This is a genomic window from Legionella gresilensis, assembly GCF_900639865.1.
GTDB lineage: Bacteria > Pseudomonadota > Gammaproteobacteria > Legionellales > Legionellaceae > Legionella_C > Legionella_C gresilensis.
The window spans coordinates 13,746-32,357 of record NZ_CAAAHX010000007.1 but is presented as its reverse complement, the minus strand read 5'-3'; the positions used below and the strand labels follow the sequence as shown (position 1 = coordinate 32,357).

The window sequence follows — 18,612 nt, the reverse complement described above, 5'->3', positions numbered from 1 at the left end:
AATGAAATTGACCATGCCTAAAATCTTTGTAAAATCGCTAGTTAATAACTACATTGATAGTACTGTACTACAGGATATTATTAAAACTCATGCTAAAGAAAGTATAACTTTAGTTCCTTACGGTAATGTTAATATTAGTAATGTACCTAATGATTTAATAAAAAAGGTACAGTTTAGTGAAACGGAAATATCATCCTTTCATAAGTACGATATTGACTGTAACAGCTTTCCGTCTCCACCGGTTTCGAGGCGAGCTTCCCTCAATAGTTTTAGCCAGAAAAAGATTTCATTTGAAGATTTGCAGAAATGGTTAATCAAATGCTTTTCACCAGATGATCATGGTAGGCGCCCCTATCCTTCTGCCGGTGGATTATATCCTATTGAGCCTTTAGTATTTTTATTTCCTGAACGTATAGAGGGATTTTCTCACATACCAGGTTGTTACCATTTTCGTTCCCTTGGAAAAAAACTGCAATTGATAAAAACCATGCAGAAAGAATTTTTCTTTGACAAAATATTGCATAATTTGATTAGCCAAAATGCTCAGCCTTGTTTTAGTATTTTATATCTTGCAGCCATAGAAAAAGCGATATTTAAATACCGTTATCGTGGATATCGTCATGCACTTATGGAGGCTGGAGCGATGTATCAGCATGCTACACATACCTTCGAAGGAGCCGGCTTACGCACTACTGTTTGGTCAAGCTTCGGTGATCAGCAGTTGATGTATGCTCTGGATCTTGATCATAGCTCTTACATTCCACTAACGTTACAGTTTTTTGGGTATGGTGATTAAATGACATTTACAAACCCATCATTAAATACCTCTATAATCAAAGTTAAACATATTTCATTGCAACATATTCATTCATTTAGCCTCTGTGGTGATGGCATGTTGTCAACTCCTCGTTCTGTTATACTTAATGGTATTATTAGCTATGGTGGAGGTACTGGCGTAGGATTAAATTTAATATGCAAGGCTTTTGGGGAATATTATGAGCGGAATCACTTTTTTACATCTGTGCCCATAGTTGAAAAGAAAAAAATAGGCAATATTAATTCTCTTACTCATCAACAACACTTAATAAGCTTATGTCATTTCGAAAATTATCAGCAACTTTTACAACATCAATTTTCATTTACTCGATTAAAAAATATTTTTACCCAAGAGCCATATGATTATTTATATAATGCTATTAGCCTTCGTCTTGATAAAAATGACAGTGAATTTTTAAATTTTAGCGATAGTTGCGCTTGTGCTGCACACACCAGCAAGGACGAAGCATTACATAACTCCTTAATAGAATTCCTTGAACGACAAGCTTTACTTGGAAGCTGGATATCCAAAACTATCCGCTATAGTATTAATCCTCAGATACTTAAGGTAACATCTCCTTACAGTAGCCTCGTAGAAAAATTTTTGGATAATGGTGATCTTTTCATCTTTGAAAACGGCAATCATCTACCTGGCTATAATGTAATTATGTTTTATTTTGCACATAGCACACATGATGCTGTACAGTATTCTGTAGGTTCAAAATCTTCGACTTCTCTTGATAGCGCATTAAACTCAGCATTTGAAGAGTTATATCAATGTTATACATTTTTATATAATGCAGCCTTTAAAGATTCTCATCTCGAAAATAAGGCTGGAGCTAATTATCATATGGCCTTCATTCAATATAACAATCAACAAACAAGATCAAAGATTCCTTTTTTTAAAGCCATGAACACTTTTCAAATCAATAACAAAACCGATATAGATAACTTACCTCAATTTACCTATGAAGATATGCTGGTAGAGCTTAAGGATCTTTCGCCTAATATTTATTATTATCATTTTTTTGAGGAAACATTAGGTTTACATTTTACTAAAATAGTCAGTCCTGATTTTTTTGCACATATGGCATTAAATAAATCTTTAAACTTACAATGTTTATATGCAAAAAAATTAAAAATTGATCCAGATAATGCTTATCTAGAATCACTTCCATTTCCTTAAGTATTTTAAAAATGTCTTTTATCAAATTAGTTCATAAAGGAATAGAACAATATGAAAGTAGTAAGTGACCTTAACGCGACAGTTTTATGTCCATTTCAACTTGTTGCAGATATTTCCTTTCACTTGGAAAAACAATTTTTAAAAAAGAATACTGTTCAATATCAGGATGACTCAGCTCATAATCTGAATACTTTAAAGTCACATCTTTTTCAACAAGTTTGTCCTTTAGAAACCCCAACTGATTGGGTTAATCTCGATGATTCAGTAGGTGATCTTGTAGCTATGCGTGGATATGAATTAAATAAAATGTTAATTCCACTATTACAGATTAAAAAGCTTGAACTCCATATTCTACTTGGAGCGAAAGCTTTAAATAGCGATAATCTCTATAGCTTAATTTTTCTTGCAAATTCTTTTTCACACCTAAGTGTTCATTTTTACCTTGATTCAGAAAGTATGACTCATTTACAACCTAATTTAACACTCATTAAAGAAAAAATAACTGTAAATTACCATCCAACCTTACATATGTTTAAACCGCCAAGTATGGCCGCTCTCCTTGAAAATATAAAGCTAAATCGCCAAGGAATTTTGTACGGTCAGGGCTTTAATTTTTGTGAACAAAAAAAGCAATTATCTCATAGTTCTGTAATTCATTATGCTTGGAAATGTCTGAAGGCTGGTGCTTATAACTTATCCTGCCAGGTCTTAGAGGAAGCGTTAACTCAAAATAACTTACCAAACCCAATGAAAGAGGAGTTTTTTCTACAGCTACAAGTTATCCGTTTTCTTTCTCACCAACATCATTTGGTTAGTAGAGTACCCTTGCCAGAAAAGTTTGAAACAATAAATGATTTAAGGACAGCTTATCTTTATTTTATTCAGGCGTTTTCAGCAACAATGACTCATAACTTAAAAAGAGCTGAAATTTGTTTTACAAAAGCAAACATCCATATGGATTTGGAAATAAGCGATGAGGATTCTATATATAAGTTAAATCTATATGCCCTTTTCCTCGTTTTGCAAGGCAATTCGGAGAAAGCCTATACTTTAGAAACAAAATTAATTAATTATATTGATTGTTATTATCCAACTAGTACAGCTATTAATCATGTAATTAGAATGAATATAGCGCGTTTATATAAAAAAAGTAAACAGTTTAAAAAAGCGGAAATCGCCTATCACGAGGCTTACTCACAACTCTCTAGTGGAGGATTTACCCTTTTTGATTTTATTAATTATGAAATGGATAAAGGAATTTTATTTGAGGCGCAAGGAAAAATCCATGAAGCTATTTCTGCTTGGATAAAAGTCACCCTTTACTGGTTAACATGCCCTAATCCTTATTCATTAGCAGTTCGCCCAAGGCTAGTCTTATGTCAAGAAAAAGTAACCGATACAATTACCCCCCTTTCACTTGAAAAAGTTAATCAATTTTTACTACAAAAATTAAAAACACTTTCATCTCAATTAACATGTACCACAGGTAAAATAAATATTACAAAATACCCTGTTTTTAGAGTTAATATCAATACTGATAAACTTTCCACTGAGAAAGAAGAGATGTTTCATTTTATTTCAGACACAGTCAGATTTAATAATAATAAAACCTGTCATGTTATGGATGATATGGTTATCTATAGTTACGACTGTAACATAAAAGATCAAAGCAAATCCTATAGTTTAGTAGAAAAATCACTTCGCATTTTCGTAACGCGCCTATTGAAACAGCGAACTAACATTTCTGATAATACCAAGGCTATCGCTATTGAAACAGTGTATGATTTAACCGTGCCCAAATCAGAAGAAGCAGCTATTACTCAAGCCAGTTTGGCTGATTGCAATGGTTGCAATTTTTATGGCAAGTACGTGGATATTAGTATTGAAACTTCAGCAACCTATCTTCGAAATGTAGCAGTGAAATTTCCTACTATGCTCAACGAAATCAGACACACTCCAAATAGTGTGCACTTAAATTATAGGCGTAGCTTCTTAAATAAAGTCATCACATGTTCTAAGATAATAGCATTAATTAAACGCCTAGAAAATGGTGAGTTTATTTCAGTAGATCTATTAAAAAATACATGGCCTGACCAATTTATACAAATGGTAAACCAAAAAATAATAGTTGTGGAAATGAATGCCCATCTATCATCGGATAAAGAAGATTCACTTAATAATCAGGAAGTAGACTCCTTGTTTTCTACCACATCCACCTCTCTGGATTTAAAACGTGAAGATTTAATACCTGATCTACTAATATAAAGAAATAGATAATAATGAATCTTTTATTTAAGGATACAGAAAATATAAGGCTTAGCTATTTTTTTTTACGAATACTTAATCTAGCAATTCCAATAAGTCTCTGCCGAATAATATATTTGCTCTCTGGATTTATTGCTATATTAATGCTTGGTCAATTAGGAAAATTACATGTAGCTGCTGGTGTACTAGCTATCCCAACTTTTTCTATAGCAGTAGTTTTTACTAGCTCAATTTTCCAAGCCCTGAGTATTTTAATCCGAAAAACACCAAGCTCGCAAAAATCATTAGTTGAAATTTCTGCCCTTTTTCAAAGTAGTATTTTCTTATCTGTAATAGTTGGCTTATTAACAACGTTATTGATATGGCACGCCGATAACTTATTAGTAGTTACAGGTCAAGAATTAACAATTATAACTATTTCTCGTTTATATTTTCAAATTTCTGCTGTAAGTATTATCCCTACTTTAATAATTACTGTAATCAATCAATTGAATATTGGTATTGGCCGACCTAACACTTTGCTTTATATCGAACTATTATGTTTCGTACCCCGAATAATATTATATTATGGATTTATTCAGGGGCATTGGGGATTACCTGCTTTGGGTTTGAGCGGTGTTGCTCTAGCTGAATTATTAATTAAATATCTAATCTTAATAATACTTATAATTCATTTTTGCATAAGCAAATTTTACCAACCCTTTAGACATACATTATTTTTACACAAATGGATTTTTAATAAAAAATTGATAAAAATGATATTAGGTATTGGCTTGCCTATTGCTTTACAAAGCAGTGGAGAAATTACCGCAATGTTAATTGCAGGTTACTCTATGGGAAGTTTCGGCGCGACAGCGCTTGCTGCACTCTCTGTTACTAATCAATATATGATTCTAATTATGGCGTTTGCTTATGGCTTGTCTCAGACATTAACTTTATTAATTAGTGAAATAAAAGATACAATTAATGCTCACAAGGCCATAATTACGTGCTTATTATCTGCTTTACTAATTATGGTTATTTATTTGATTCCTTTTATTATCTTTTTTTTAAAATTTCCTATCGAATTATTATCATTATTCTTACCTTTAAACATTCAAGATGCTAATTTACAGTCATTATCAGCCTCATTTTTCATCATTGCTATATTTTTCATTTTAATTGATGGTGTCCGTAATATTGTTATTGGAATATTATGGGTAACTTCTAAATCTCGCGTAATTATTATGCATAGCTTGGGTATAACTTGGTTCATTGCGTTACCCTTAGGTTACGTATTTGCCTTTATTTTTGATGAAGGGCCAATAGGACTACGTTTTGGTCTGTTACTTGGTTTAACGATTAGTTTAGTTTTACTCAGTAGCATATTGTACTACAAATTGTCTAAGCCCCTTCGTAACTTTATTTTACCAGTAAAACAATTAGATTAAGTGTATTAATTTAATTAATACAACCGCTACATCACTGAGGGCTCTATCTGCTCTATGCCGATTGAGCGGAATCGAACCGCTGGCCTATTGATTACGAGTTACAAAATTGGGTATTTTATGTACTTCGACATTCTTTTAATTTCTTTTAAAAACCTTTTATTTACAACGAGTAATCCTTATAATAAGTTATAAGTTCTTTTAACAAATTTTAACCAATTCTTCGACACATATTCGACACGCCTTCGACACGTATTCGACACGCTTAGGAAAATTTTAATGAAAATTACTAAATCAGTTGTAGATAAATTACCCATCCCTTCAAGCCCCCAAAATGGAAAGTCAGCACAAAAACGTTATTACGATGACAATATGAAAGGATTTGGTGTGCGAGTCACCTCAGGCGGCACCAAAGCATTTTTTGTTGAAAAGATTATTAAGAATAAACTGAGTCGTATTACATTAGGCCGCTACCCTGAATTAACCGTCGAGATGGCCCGTAAAGAAGCCCAAAAGCTGCTTGGCCAAATTGCTATGGGCTTTGACCCTGTGGCGCAGAAGAAAACCTCCAAAATGCGAGAAATCACCTTACAGGAAGTATTTAATGATTACCTCCAAGCGAGAAAGTCATTAAAGCAAAGCACCCTTATCAATTATAGACAAATTCTAACCAAAGGATTTTCAAGCTGGATGAATAAACCCTTAATTTCGATCACTAAAGACAAGATTGCCAAACACCATCAAAAATTAGGCGAGGCTCACGGTGAAGCTTACGCTAATTTAGCCATGCGCGTTTTACGTGCCCTATTTAATTTTGCTAGTGGCCAATATGAAGACGCTGAAGGTAAATCACTGATTCCCGAAAATCCAGTTAGACGTTTATCACAAACCCGAGCTTGGTATCGCGTTGAACGCCGCCAAACGCTTATCAAGTCACACGAATTAGCACCTTGGTATAACGCCCTTGAGCAACTACCAAATAAGACACTCCGTGATTACCTACTATTAATTTTATTTACGGGCTTACGCCGCCAAGAAGCAGCAACGTTGACATGGGATCAAATTGATTTAAAGGCAAAGACCTTAATTATCCACGACACAAAGAACCGCGATAACCACACCCTACCTCTTTCAGATTTTCTATATAACTTAATGCAAGCGCGCTACGGCAGTCGCATTAACAATTACGTATTCCCAGGCGCAGGCGCTGCGGGTCATATTGTTGAACCCCGAAGACAAATGACTAAAGTCACTGAACTAACGGGCATTCAATTTACAGTGCATGATTTAAGAAGAACATTTATTACCATTGCGGAAAGTTTAGATATTCCTGCTTATGCACTCAAACGTTTACTGAATCATAAAATGACGAGTGATGTTACAGCAGGATATATTATTGCTGATGTAGAACGCTTGAGAAAACCGATGCAATTAATTACTGATTATATTTTAAAGTGTATGGGTGTAATAAAATCAGCTGAAGTGATTGCAATCCAACAAGAAAAAGTGGAGCTATTAAAATGACTACGCCTGTTTCAAGCGAATTATTATCAGCTGTCCGAACTCTTCTAACCCAAACAAGAACACAGCTACATCAAACCGTTAACCATGTCATGGTAAAAACATATTGGGAAGTCGGACGTTTGATTGTTGAGCATGAACAAGGTGGGGAAAAGCATGCGACCTATGGTCAATATCAACTTAAATTTCTTTCCAAACAGCTACAACATGAATTCGGTAAGGGCTTTAATGAACGTAATTTGCGAAGAATGCGCGTATTTTATTTAGCTTACCCAATTTGGACCGCAGTGCGGACCGAATTGAGTTGGACTCATTATCGAATATTATTACAAATTGAAAACCCGAAAATACGTGACTGGTATATTCAAGAAAGCATAGACCAAGCATGGAGCGCTCGAGCATTAGAGCGTCAAATCGATAAATTATATTACGAGCGATTATTATCAAGTAAAGATCAGCAACCGGTAATTGATGAAGCTAAAGCGCATACTGATAAACTTAATCATACCCCAAAAAATTATTTACGAGATCCCTATATCTTAGATTTTCTTAACTTACCTCATGCCCCACTATTAGAAAACACTATAGAACAAGCATTAATTGATAATTTACAACACTTTCTATTGGAGCTGGGGAAAGGCTTTGCCTTTGTTTCACGCCAACAACGAATAAGCACTGAGGATCAAGAATTCTACATCGATTTAGTTTTTTATAATTTTAAACTTAAATGCTTTTTATTAATCGATTTAAAATTAGGTAAACTCACTCATCAAGATGTTGGCCAAATGGATACCTATGTCAGAATTTACGACCAATACCGTAAAGGCTCTGACGACAATCCTAACATCGGCTTAATTCTCTGCAGCCAAAAAAGTGAAGCTGTCGCTAAATATTCTGTGTTAACTGACAGCAAACAACTCTTTGCTTCTAAGTACCTTCCTTACTTACCAACAGAGGAAGAATTACGGTTTGAACTAGAACGTGAACGTGCTGCCTTAAGTCAATTACCTGATAGCAAAGAAGAGGAAATTTAGTTCGTTTTTTTGCCACATACAACGTATGTATATTGCGCCCTTAGAAAAATGATTTTCTGCGGGATAAAAGGAGTTGGAAAGATAACTGTCTCATTAAATGGATATCACGATAGGGAAGATGATAAAAGTTAAACTTATAGATTATTTAAATTAGAGAAAACTAATAACATCTTGCTAACTATTGAAGTTGTCTAAATTCCAGTGCGTTCCATTTTAGAACTTAATGGTAAGATCATTTTGGCAGCTAGCTATCAAGGAACCCGTGACAACGGAATATTAGTTTAAAAGGATTTTAACTTTATCTTGTTAGGCAAAGATAAATTTGAATTAGAACCCATAAGTTAATCTTTAATCGATTATAAAGCCCAATATTGTTCATTTTTTTTGGTTGTTCATTTTTAATGAACATACTATAATTATGAACAAGAAGACAGAGGTGATAGTCATGGATACGAAAAAATTATTATCTACTATTAGTAATAAGTTAGGAGTTGAGTGTAAATATGACAAAAAATCAAATCAGCTCAATATTCGTATTCAACAGAATAATCTTACCTTTAAGCCTGAGATAATTGGCAACATCGATAAATCTAATATCGGTGTAGTCATCCACTATCTGCAGCACTTAAATAAAAAAAGTATATTAATTACTAACCACGTTAACAAAGTACTCGCTGAGAAATTACAAAAGGCAAATATTGAGTATATTGATTTCTCAGGCAATATGTTTATTAACACAGCACCCGTCTTTATCTATATCAAGGGTGAAACACCTCAGAAATCATCTATACCAGATACCCAACATTTTTCACTTAGCGTTGCTAGTATAAAAATTATTTTTACTTTATTAACAATTAAAAGTGCGTTAGATCGCACCTACCGCGAAATAGCAAAAATGAGCGACGTTGCGCTCGGAAGTGTAGGTAAGACGCTTTTAATACTAGAAAAGTATGGTTATATAGTCACAAAGAACCCTGGTGAAAAACATCTTATTAATAAAGAAGATTTATTTAACAAGTGGTGTATCGGATACATAGAAAGATTACGCCCTAAATTAATAATGGAAAAATTCTCAACGGATAATCTGGCTTTGGTAAAAGAAGTAAACCCTACAGATTTTAATTTTCTTTGGGGCGGTGAAATAGCAGCGGCCAAACTAACTAACTATTTAAAACCCCAGATAATTACCCTCTATGCAAATGATAAACTGCCCTTATTACAATACAAATGTCGGCTAAAACGAGATGTTAATGGCAGTGTTGAACTACTCAAAAAATTTTGGAATTTTGATACAAAGTCTTACGAGCAAAACACTGTGCCGTTTATTTTAGTCTATGCAGATTTATTAAGCTCAACTGATGAGAGAAATCAGGAAACAGCAGAAATTATTTATGACAAATTCATCGAAAAGCAAATGGAATAATATTTCAGACAATGATATCGAATTATTTAATTTGATAAATGATATTACCCTTAGCAATAATTGCCCCTATTTTTTAATTGGCGCAAAAGCAAGAGATATACTTTTAGAGTTTTATGGTAGAAATACAGCTCTAAGAGCCACGTTAGATACAGATATTGCTATCTGCTGCAAAAGCTTGGAAGAATTTGAAACAATCAAAAGTGTCTTTCTTAATAATACTGATTTCATCGCTGATGACAAGCGTATACATCGTATTTTATCCAATCAATATGGTTATTTAGATATCCTTCCATTTGGTGATATCCAAGGCGGAAAACACAATATAAAGTGGCCGCCAGAATATGATATAGAGCTTAGCTTGATAGGATTTAAAGACGCTTATAATTGTGCAATAGATATTAAGCTTAATGACATGATTATAAAAATAGCTTCGCCTTTAGGTTTTGCTCTTTTAAAGTTACTTGCATGGATTTCTAGAAAAGAAGAAAAGGATGCTAGTGATTTTGCTTATATTATTGCTGATTATTTTGAATTTGGTAATCAAAATAGACTTACAGAAGAACATCAAGATCTTTTAGAAAAGGACTTTGATTATACTTTAAGTGGCTGCCGCCTCTTAGGACGAGACCTTAGAGAGTTAACTTTAGAAACTCAAAATCAGCTGCAAGAATTCTTTGCTGATAAAACCTTAATAGATAATTTAGCACTAGGAATTTCTAAACGACAATTTAGTTATAAGGAGGCTCTATCTATCATAAAGATGATAGAAAAAGGACTTAATGACTGAAATAGTTTAGAAATATCTATGAAATAAAGGGAATTAAAAAATATTTAATATCCCATATCTAACGATTGAGCCTGATCCACTAATTCTTGTAGTATCGCCTTACGTTCTGCTAATGACCTATCTTTAAATTTATTTAGATCAGTAACTAAGATTCGGTTATTAACTTTATCAAATGGAATCTTTCCTTCCTCTAATAACTTTTTAAAATAAGGAATCGAAATATTTAAGATATCAGCAGCTTCTTGAATTGTTAAACAAGAATTCCTAGGCATTTGAGTTGAAGGATTATTTTTTGGCATTTTGTTTGCTGTTAAAGTTATTAACTTAAAAGTATAGCAACTATCCGGGAATTCCGGATAGTTTAAAAAGCGGTCCAACTCATAGACTGTAGCATCAGTCTTATATTTTAATTCAAGTCAGTTGCTATGCTAGCTAATAAATCCTCTGCTAAAATAATAATAGAACTATTTATTTAAAATAAAAACATAATTATTGGGATTGATTTAGGAAGTTTAATGGATATTAACAATGAATGGAAAAGAGCGTGGGCCTTCTCTTATCTTAGGAAATGGATTTAATTTAGCGCTAGCGAAATGCCTAGAAGGCAAAGATTTACATATAAATTTAAGCTATCAGGAAATAAAAGCCGAAGTTATTGATCGGCTAAAAAAAGAACAGGAATCACATACTGATTTATGTAATTTCCTAGAGCAAACTAATTTAGAAGAGAAAACTGATGACTTAGAATATCTTCTCTTTATTTTAAGAAATGCTCAGGCATGTATAAAATATAGTGAAGGTACATATTGTAAAAAAAATGAAGAGAAAGATTATAACGAACTTATTCCCCAGGACATTAAATTGTTAAAAGAATTTGTTATAAATGTATTAACAGATTCAAATTTCCACCCTCAGTATGATGAAATAATTAATTTTGATAATGATATTTACTTAAAAACCTGTGCGGAAAACATCTTACAATTTGATAAATTATTTACAACAAACTATGACCTAATTCTTTATTGGATTTTAAATTCTCAAGGCTTAACAGCAGCAACAGATCACAAGAAGGGTAAGTTTAGGGATGGTTTTTCTGCACGAAATAATTATGGTTTAAGCAAAGATGGTTATTCATTTGGTAAGCTTTATGGAATTAATTCTAATAATCCACAGCAAAATGTTTGTTTCTTACATGGCGCAATTCATTTACTTCAGTACCAACATAAAACCTACAAAATTGTAAAAGAAAAAAACAAAGCATTGACCTTACAAGATATTAGAAAGATATTAATTCCTGAGAATAGTAGTACTGAGCTATCTGACTTTGAAAACCTTATTGTCTTTGATGCGACTAGTTACGATAAAATACAAGACATATATAATGATGCATATTTAGAGAAATCTTATGATAAATTGATTTCTATAAATGGCGATACTGTCATATATGGATGTCATATACTTAGTTCTAATACTGTTAAACTTGGGAATGATGCTCACTTATGGAGAAGACTTGTAAATTCAAAAACAAAAAAAATTTATGCTGGAATATGCCCACAAAAAGGTAAAAGCATTGATAGTTATGCTAAAGAACTACAAAAAGAATTAATTTCTTTTCGATGCTCAAGTGAAGACATTAATTTATATTGCTATTCTCAAAATGATATAAATATATGGGAAAATCCTAATTTTTTTGCAGCTATAGTAGAGAGCAGCTCGAAAGGCTACAGTATTAAACCTAGAAATTAGTTATTCTAAAATTTTTAAATTTGTCATTGCGATTCCGCAGTGACTCAAGTTTATTAAATTAATCTTCATTGGATAATGCTTAACTATAAACCTAGCACGTCAAATAAGTAGGTCAAAAAAACCCTCCTGAGCCATCTTTGTTTTTATAGCGACGTTCATAATTTTTCTAAAATCTCAAATATCGCCTGAAAATAATTAAAATCAGATTTTTCAGCATTCTTACATACCCATTCGCAAAAATTTCCTTTCTCATCTTTATTTATTTCATATTGTTCACTTTTAGTTACATTGTCACCTCTTATTCTTTGAGTATAAGCAGGAGTATAATCAATTAAAGCACTATTAAAGTTCATAGCTCTCTTAACCAAGCTGTGAGGAAATAAATTTTCAATACCTTTTTTAATAGGATTGCTTTCTATAAACGGTATGTTTATTCTAATTAAGTTACCTTTAGTTTCTTCGTCAATACCAACGTCACAATCATATAGTAATAAAACTTTTTGCTTAAGGGCTTGACCAATTCGATTATTGAAAAGTCTCCATATATTTTTAAGATTGCCAAAGCCATCAGCATCAATAATTTCAATTTTTTCAAGAATATTCTGTTGATTTAAAAATTCTGCTGCTTTGACTATGTACTTTTTATCGTATATACCTTCAACAAATAGCACTGGCGAGTTTGAATTATAAATTGCTTCTTCAAGATCATTTTCGTATTTTTCCGTTTGCTTAAAATAATTATAAGCATTTCCAAACTCTGAAAATTTTTCTGTAGTTGTTTGCTCTCCACTTGGTAGATTTATAATTACAAATCCATTTTCTTTAAATTCCATTTTCATGCCTAGCAGGAACAGTGGCGAATGACTTGTAAAAATAAATTGTATTTTAGGAAACAATCGGACTAATTTTGGTAGAACATCTATTTGTAACTTTGTATGTAAATGAGTATCAACTTCATCAATTAAAACAATACCTTCAATATCTTGTATATTAATTTGATTAATATCTGAATGACGGATGATATTCAAAAATAAGTTTAATAAGATTAATTCTCCTAAGGAGAGGTTATTTATACTCGGTAAATATAGATTTATTTTACCTTGCTCTATATCTTGAACAATTGCAACTCTATTACCTCCCCGAGGTCCGATTCCAAATCTTATATCATTTCGCCCTTTAATGATTCTCAGAATATGGTTAATTAAATCCCATCGTTGAATATCAAAAGAGCTACTCTGTGTAAGAGAGTCTAAAACTAAATCAAGCAAATAGGATATGTTTACTTTCATTGATGATAAAATCTCAATTTCTTTATTAAGCTGCCCCATAATTCCCAGTTTTTCTTCTACCTTGGAATAAAATGGTTCATTTTTCCAAAATGGTTCTTCAAATCGGTAAGCAGGTTGATAAAAGTAAGCTCCCCTTTTCCACTCACTAGCTAGTTCCTCGTCTTGAGTATTAATATTATCGGACAGAAGCTTTAGGGATTTCTGACTAGGTTGTTCTTGCAGTGTAAAATTAGGATAAATTTTTTGAAAAGCACCCTTTTCTACGCTGCCAATTTGCTCAAAATACTCAATGATATTGTTTCTTTTATCTACAAATGAGAGCAGACAAAAACCATAATTTTGATCGATTTGAATAGTATTGTGGCTAGATATTTTATAATATTTGTAACCTACTATACCTTTGGGAGGCAAAATATCATCAAATAACTTGTTTGTAATTTCATAGAAACAATCGACTAAATGAGATAATAAGATTGTTTTTCCAGCCCCATTCTCACCCACAAAAACACAAGGTTGAGGTAAATTATTAGCCGTAAATGGAAAATCAACAACTAGCTCACTTATTGGCCCTATATATTTTAGAGCAAGTTTTTTTAAATACATTTAATTCCTTTTATATAAATTATATATAAAAGTATAAATTATATGTAAAAGCTATGCCCAATCTAGTTAAATATCTTCTGCGTCACTGCCTTCTCAGCAGTGACGCAGAAATTCCTCAGTTAACTACCCAGTTATTACCTACCCTAGAAAGCCATCTGTCCTAACGCACCAAATAAGATAGGACAAAAAATTCCCCTAAAGTCTCTTGCCTCTAGATCTACACTTTGTTACTTTCCTAAATGAAGTATGACTGATGAGCCGGCGAAATTCTGGCGAAACGCTTAGGCGTCTTATACTAAAACCATGCTTATTCCCTAACCTCATGGTTGGACGTTTAGTCGGGAAATCTTAAAGGAACTCTGTCGGTTGATAGGGCTAACTCATTGTTCACTATGAAATCGATGGCGGATAAAGCTCTTTCGTTTTATCTAACCTTTTCACATACATTAATAGGAGAAAAACCACCAAAAAAACTTAGTTTTGGCCAAATCGTTTGCCTTATAACGATTGCTTTGCCCCCTACTTCGAGCTTTACGGCTTTGCCGAGTTTCACTAGCGAGTGAGCTGCTCGACCAACACTAAACAGCATTCAGGGCAAACATTTATTTAAAATACCTTTGCAGGTGAACTATGCGTACACAATCATTGAGACAATTCGCTAATCAGCAAATAAAATTTGACAGACAAGGTAAATATCTTTATCGCAAGCATCGTGCTTATGTTATTCATAAAATGATTGATGATTTATTTGCTATTCGACAAGTACCACCCACCTGGCAAGCATTAAACACGCAACATATTACCGAACTAGTTTCCTACTGGAAAAAACGCAATATTAATCCAGTGACGATCATGCGTTATATGACAATCATTCGTCGTTTCTTGGCCCTGTGTGAATGCCCTGTTGGCAATATTGATAACAAATCACTTAACTTAATACGTCCTATTAAACGCAAAAAACGTAAGTCAATTGTTAAAGCAGATATATGGCAATCAATGACAGACCCATACGCTCGAATTATTATGGCATTGCAAACTGAGTTTGGTTTAACCTTTCGAGAAGCCATTACAATAAAACCGCACATTCAGGTTCAAGATGATCGTTTTTGGATTACTCGAGATATCGCGTTTAATTCTAGCGACCGTCATATCCCTTATCGAACAACAACCCAACGCTTACTTGTAGACTTTTTTAATCAGTTAACTGGTAGCCATGATAGCCTCATAAAAATAATACCTTATGAAGAAATCCGTTTAAGATGGCGCAGCGCTTTAGCGAAACATCGCCTATCTAGCGCTAAAAACTGGCGCTATTTGTATGCGCAGCAAATGTATGCAAGCTTGCTGGCTGAACATGGTAATTATAAAACTTGCTTATTAATACAAGATGAGATGGGAATAAAATCGCGTAACACGTTATGGTTATATCTTAAGGATGTAAAATCGGCGGGGACAACTGGGACACTTGGGACAGCGCATTAGTACTGGGTTCACGCTGTCCCAAATTGTCCCAAGAATTAAAATTTATGGGACAATCTTAATAACTAACTTATTCACCACCCCAGATTTTATCAGTGAATTTATAGACTCTGGGTGTCCCTACTCCCCTAATCCTTGGTTTATGAGTAGGCAGTCCATCGGCTGCAGGTCTTAACCAGCCTTCATTCATCAATACTCGAACAACCATTTTAGGCTCAAAACCCTGACACAACTCTTTTTTAAAGACTTCCGTCAACACCATATAAACTCGATAGCCTTCATCGTCAGTTGAATAAAATCCTGCGCGATTTAGAACGCGTTCATTATTTGGAGTTCTTACATTATCAAAGCGGCTTGCGCCATGTGATTCAAAAAAAGCTCGCACTTGTGCGAGTATTGCTCTATCTTCTCGATTCCCTTCGCTGCCGAACGCGTCTAACCAAACGTTAAAGCACTTTTTAGCTGCAGAAAGTGATTCGTCTTTTTTCCAACTTGTTAATCCATAATGACTAGCCAACTCACCGGCAATGGCAACTAAAGCAAAACGTCGTGCTACTCGTATAATCTGGCCAGTCGCATTTGCTATAGCAAGCTTGTTGATAAATTCCTGTATTAAACCGTGTATCTTGCTGGCAATAGCTTGGCGATTAGCAACTACTTTTTTTAACCACTCCAGGCCAACTGCGCCGTAATACTTGCCAGAATATTCCTTTAAGGATAGTGCCATGGTAGCGGGACTTAGTTGATTATGAATATGTTCAAAGATGCCCATATTAAACCCTGCATCTGCTTCAATATCAGCTAAGCGAATTTCCTGACCAACATTAGTTCGCTGCCCAATTCTTGCCATTAAAGACATGAGTGACTCCTCACCAGCTGACAAGAAAAACAATGACCAACGAGAAGCAGGCTTGGCTATTCCCTGCCGAGTGGCGCGGGTTTTTCCCTGGCCATTCGCCAGTAAATAAGCAGCTTCGCCTGCTTCTTTAGGATCCATTTGACTTAGCTCATCTAAAATTAATAAACCATCATTATGAAGTGCAGCTAGTCCTTCGAGACCATTCGCAGTGCTGCGCCATAAACGGCAATAGGATTGAGGATTACCCCAAACAGAAGCTGATACTTTTAAAGCAGTGCTTTTGCCACACGAAGAAGCACCTCTAAAATGAAACCCACCCGAATCTTCACCGGCAATAGTTGCTAGTGTTGGTGCGAAGGCCGCTGAAATAGCAAAAACCAGGCGTGAATTTCCAGCAGAAAGCGCACCAATAGTGTCTCGCCAATCTTCAACACTACCTGATACAGACAATGCAGATTCAATGGCATTAGTATTTTGAAAGACAATCCTTTCTGACGAATTACCTATTGCTTGCGATGCCGTGATAAAGGTTTCACCATGCCAACCTAATTTATCAACGCAACGTGCCCTCGCCTCCACTGGAAAAACTTGTAGATAGGTAGCCAGCAAATCTCGAGCAATTTTATTCGGTGAAATAGATAAGCCAAGATTAGCTAACTCTCGTCTTACTTCAGAAGAATCCCCTTGTAGAAGTGATAACGGCATTGCCCATTGATGGATAATGCCATCGTCATCTTGCCACTCTAACAAGCGACCCCACTCACCACTTTTAGCATCACGCGTTTTAGCGATGACATAGAGCGGCGAGCAAATCCAGCGTGGTGCCATTGGGTTACCATCTTTATCATTGCCAAGGAAAGAGATACCCTTTTCCGTTAACTTAAAGTGGCCACCAGCGTACTCACAAATGACAGAGGAGCTACCCGCTTTATTTTTGATATTAATAATTTGATTTTGACTCATGACTCTTTCTCCAGCAGCGTTCATGAAAGGCACAATCTCAGTAGAAATCATCCCCTTCTTGAACGGAAATCTATTTTTATGGAATTTATTCGTTAACCAGCGCTAGGCTTTGCCCTTCATCACCAGTCGAACAATAGATTCGTTGCTGCTCTAGAAAAGCCAGAACATCACTTTTGCGGTACAAAACCTTGCGGCCAATTTTAAGATAGGGAATGCCAGTGCCTGCCCAACGATTACGTTCTAAAAGTTGAGTCGAGCAACTTAAAACAGCGGCTAACGTTTGTTGATTAAATAAAGAAGAATGTGGTGCAAATTCAAATTCGTTTAAGAGTTGTAAACGAGAAAGTTTAATATTAGACATGGATAACCTCGTCAAATGATGATCAATCAGCTTAATGCCGTCCACCAGCGTCCATGCTGTTTGAAAACCAGTTGACTCTTTATCAGCTTAAATGCGTTAAAAGAGACTGGGGAGCATTTGATATTATCCTAAAAGCTTAATTATTAACGGTAATTAAGGCTTTCTCAAAGTCCGTAGAGATTATTACTTTAGATGATAATGAGAGTCAAGCACTTTAAAGTTAGTGATCTCAAATGTATCTAGTTGATACTGTTTGCTATTAAAAATTTTTCCTTAATGTAAATTGTCCCGGTTGTCCCAAGTGATATTTTTAAAAATGGGACAGTTTTAACCTATGTTTATGCGGGTGTCCCGCTTGTCCCAAATGTCCCAGTGTTTTTTATGAATATTATGAAATTGCCTAAGTTCACTAAAGCTCATCAACTGTTAGAACCTACATTTAATAGCGTTTTCATTGTATGGCAGTATAGGCATCAATCAGACCAAAGAAATTATTAAATAATTGCAGGAAGAGCTTGAAACATTTCTATTAGTTATCACATAAATATTATAATTAGTTACAAAACTGAATGACATATCGTGCACAAAATGAAAATACATACGAAAATTCAAAAATGGGGTAATAGCTTAGCTTTACGTATCAGTGGCCCAATGCGTAAAATACCTCACTTTAAAGAAGGAACTGAAGTCGATGTAGAAATTACTGAAAAAGGCTTCACTGTCGTTAAAACAAAGGGAAATAATTTTCCATTTAAAGAAATTGATCTCATCAAAGGATTATCTGCAGAGACAGGCCATGCTGATTTGCTTGCTTCGCTTAAATTAAATGAACACGAATAATAGAGGTACATAT

The 18,612-nt window shown here is 34.2% G+C and carries 16 protein-coding genes; 11 read left to right on the top strand and 5 right to left on the bottom strand.

What is annotated here, in order from left to right; translation table 11 throughout:
* Nucleotides 1-13 precede the first annotated feature (13 nt).
* From E1P04_RS10110 to E1P04_RS10075, 8 genes are all read left to right on the top strand, one after another.
* Nucleotides 14-796 (top strand): SagB/ThcOx family dehydrogenase, encoded by a 783-nt coding sequence (locus E1P04_RS10110; protein WP_165482741.1) that lies wholly within the window; start codon nt 14-16, stop codon nt 794-796.
* Entirely contained in the window at nt 797-2,002 is a 1,206-nt protein-coding gene (locus E1P04_RS10105; RefSeq protein WP_131782791.1) for a YcaO-like family protein, read from the top strand.
* Nucleotides 2,003-2,053: 51 nt separating this feature from the next.
* Entirely contained in the window at nt 2,054-4,267 is a 2,214-nt protein-coding gene (locus E1P04_RS10100) for a tetratricopeptide repeat protein (RefSeq protein ID WP_131782790.1), read from the top strand.
* A gap of 14 nt (nt 4,268-4,281) precedes the next feature.
* On the top strand, nt 4,282-5,697 hold the full coding sequence (locus tag E1P04_RS10095; protein ID WP_131782789.1) for an MATE family efflux transporter: 1,416 nt from the start codon (nt 4,282-4,284) through the stop codon (nt 5,695-5,697).
* Between the two features lie 276 nt (nt 5,698-5,973).
* Complete coding sequence (locus E1P04_RS10090) at nt 5,974-7,218, top strand: tyrosine-type recombinase/integrase (RefSeq protein ID WP_131782788.1); 1,245 nt, start codon at nt 5,974-5,976, stop codon at nt 7,216-7,218.
* Complete coding sequence (locus tag E1P04_RS10085; RefSeq protein ID WP_131782787.1) at nt 7,215-8,249, top strand: PDDEXK nuclease domain-containing protein; 1,035 nt, start codon at nt 7,215-7,217, stop codon at nt 8,247-8,249. The genes E1P04_RS10090 and E1P04_RS10085 overlap by 4 nt, the downstream gene beginning before the upstream one ends.
* 445 nt (nt 8,250-8,694) lie before the next feature.
* Nucleotides 8,695-9,672, top strand: a complete 978-nt coding sequence (locus E1P04_RS10080; protein WP_131782786.1) for a type IV toxin-antitoxin system AbiEi family antitoxin — start codon at nt 8,695-8,697, stop codon at nt 9,670-9,672.
* Nucleotides 9,641-10,459: a hypothetical protein gene (locus E1P04_RS10075; RefSeq protein WP_131782785.1), complete on the top strand. Its 819-nt coding sequence runs from the start codon at nt 9,641-9,643 to the stop codon at nt 10,457-10,459. Before E1P04_RS10080 ends, E1P04_RS10075 begins: the two co-directional genes overlap by 32 nt.
* A gap of 44 nt (nt 10,460-10,503) precedes the next feature.
* On the opposite strand, the gene E1P04_RS10070 is transcribed toward E1P04_RS10075, so the two are convergent.
* Nucleotides 10,504-10,758, bottom strand: a complete 255-nt coding sequence (locus E1P04_RS10070; RefSeq protein WP_131782784.1) for an excisionase family DNA-binding protein — start codon at nt 10,756-10,758, stop codon at nt 10,504-10,506.
* A 229-nt stretch (nt 10,759-10,987) separates the two neighbouring features.
* On the opposite strand from E1P04_RS10070, the gene E1P04_RS10065 reads away from it, so the two are divergent.
* Nucleotides 10,988-12,205: a DUF4917 family protein gene (locus tag E1P04_RS10065; protein WP_131782783.1), complete on the top strand. Its 1,218-nt coding sequence runs from the start codon at nt 10,988-10,990 to the stop codon at nt 12,203-12,205.
* A gap of 155 nt (nt 12,206-12,360) precedes the next feature.
* Here E1P04_RS10065 and E1P04_RS10060 read toward each other — a convergent pair whose 3' ends face one another.
* On the bottom strand, nt 12,361-14,097 hold the full coding sequence (locus E1P04_RS10060) for an AAA family ATPase (RefSeq protein ID WP_131782782.1): 1,737 nt from the start codon (nt 14,095-14,097) through the stop codon (nt 12,361-12,363).
* A 424-nt stretch (nt 14,098-14,521) separates the two neighbouring features.
* Entirely contained in the window at nt 14,522-14,686 is a 165-nt protein-coding gene (locus E1P04_RS17665; protein WP_165482635.1) for a hypothetical protein, read from the bottom strand.
* Nucleotides 14,687-14,727: 41 nt separating this feature from the next.
* On the opposite strand from E1P04_RS17665, the gene E1P04_RS10055 reads away from it, so the two are divergent.
* A complete protein-coding gene (locus E1P04_RS10055) occupies nt 14,728-15,579 on the top strand; it encodes an integrase (RefSeq protein WP_131782781.1) in 852 nt (283 codons plus the stop codon).
* 67 nt (nt 15,580-15,646) lie between these two features.
* Here E1P04_RS10055 and E1P04_RS10050 read toward each other — a convergent pair whose 3' ends face one another.
* Together E1P04_RS10050 and E1P04_RS10045 are read right to left on the bottom strand one after the other, a co-directional pair.
* Nucleotides 15,647-17,398 carry a DUF927 domain-containing protein gene (locus tag E1P04_RS10050; protein WP_131782934.1) on the bottom strand — a complete coding sequence of 584 codons (1,752 nt, stop codon included), beginning with the start codon at nt 17,396-17,398 and terminating at the stop codon, nt 15,647-15,649.
* Between the two features lie 85 nt (nt 17,399-17,483).
* Nucleotides 17,484-17,759 carry a helix-turn-helix domain-containing protein gene (locus E1P04_RS10045; RefSeq protein WP_131782780.1) on the bottom strand — a complete coding sequence of 92 codons (276 nt, stop codon included), beginning with the start codon at nt 17,757-17,759 and terminating at the stop codon, nt 17,484-17,486.
* Nucleotides 17,760-18,347: 588 nt separating this feature from the next.
* Between E1P04_RS10045 and E1P04_RS10040 the strand changes: the two genes are divergently transcribed.
* Nucleotides 18,348-18,599, top strand: a complete 252-nt coding sequence (locus E1P04_RS10040) for an AbrB/MazE/SpoVT family DNA-binding domain-containing protein (RefSeq protein ID WP_131782779.1) — start codon at nt 18,348-18,350, stop codon at nt 18,597-18,599.
* Nucleotides 18,600-18,612 lie beyond the last annotated feature (13 nt).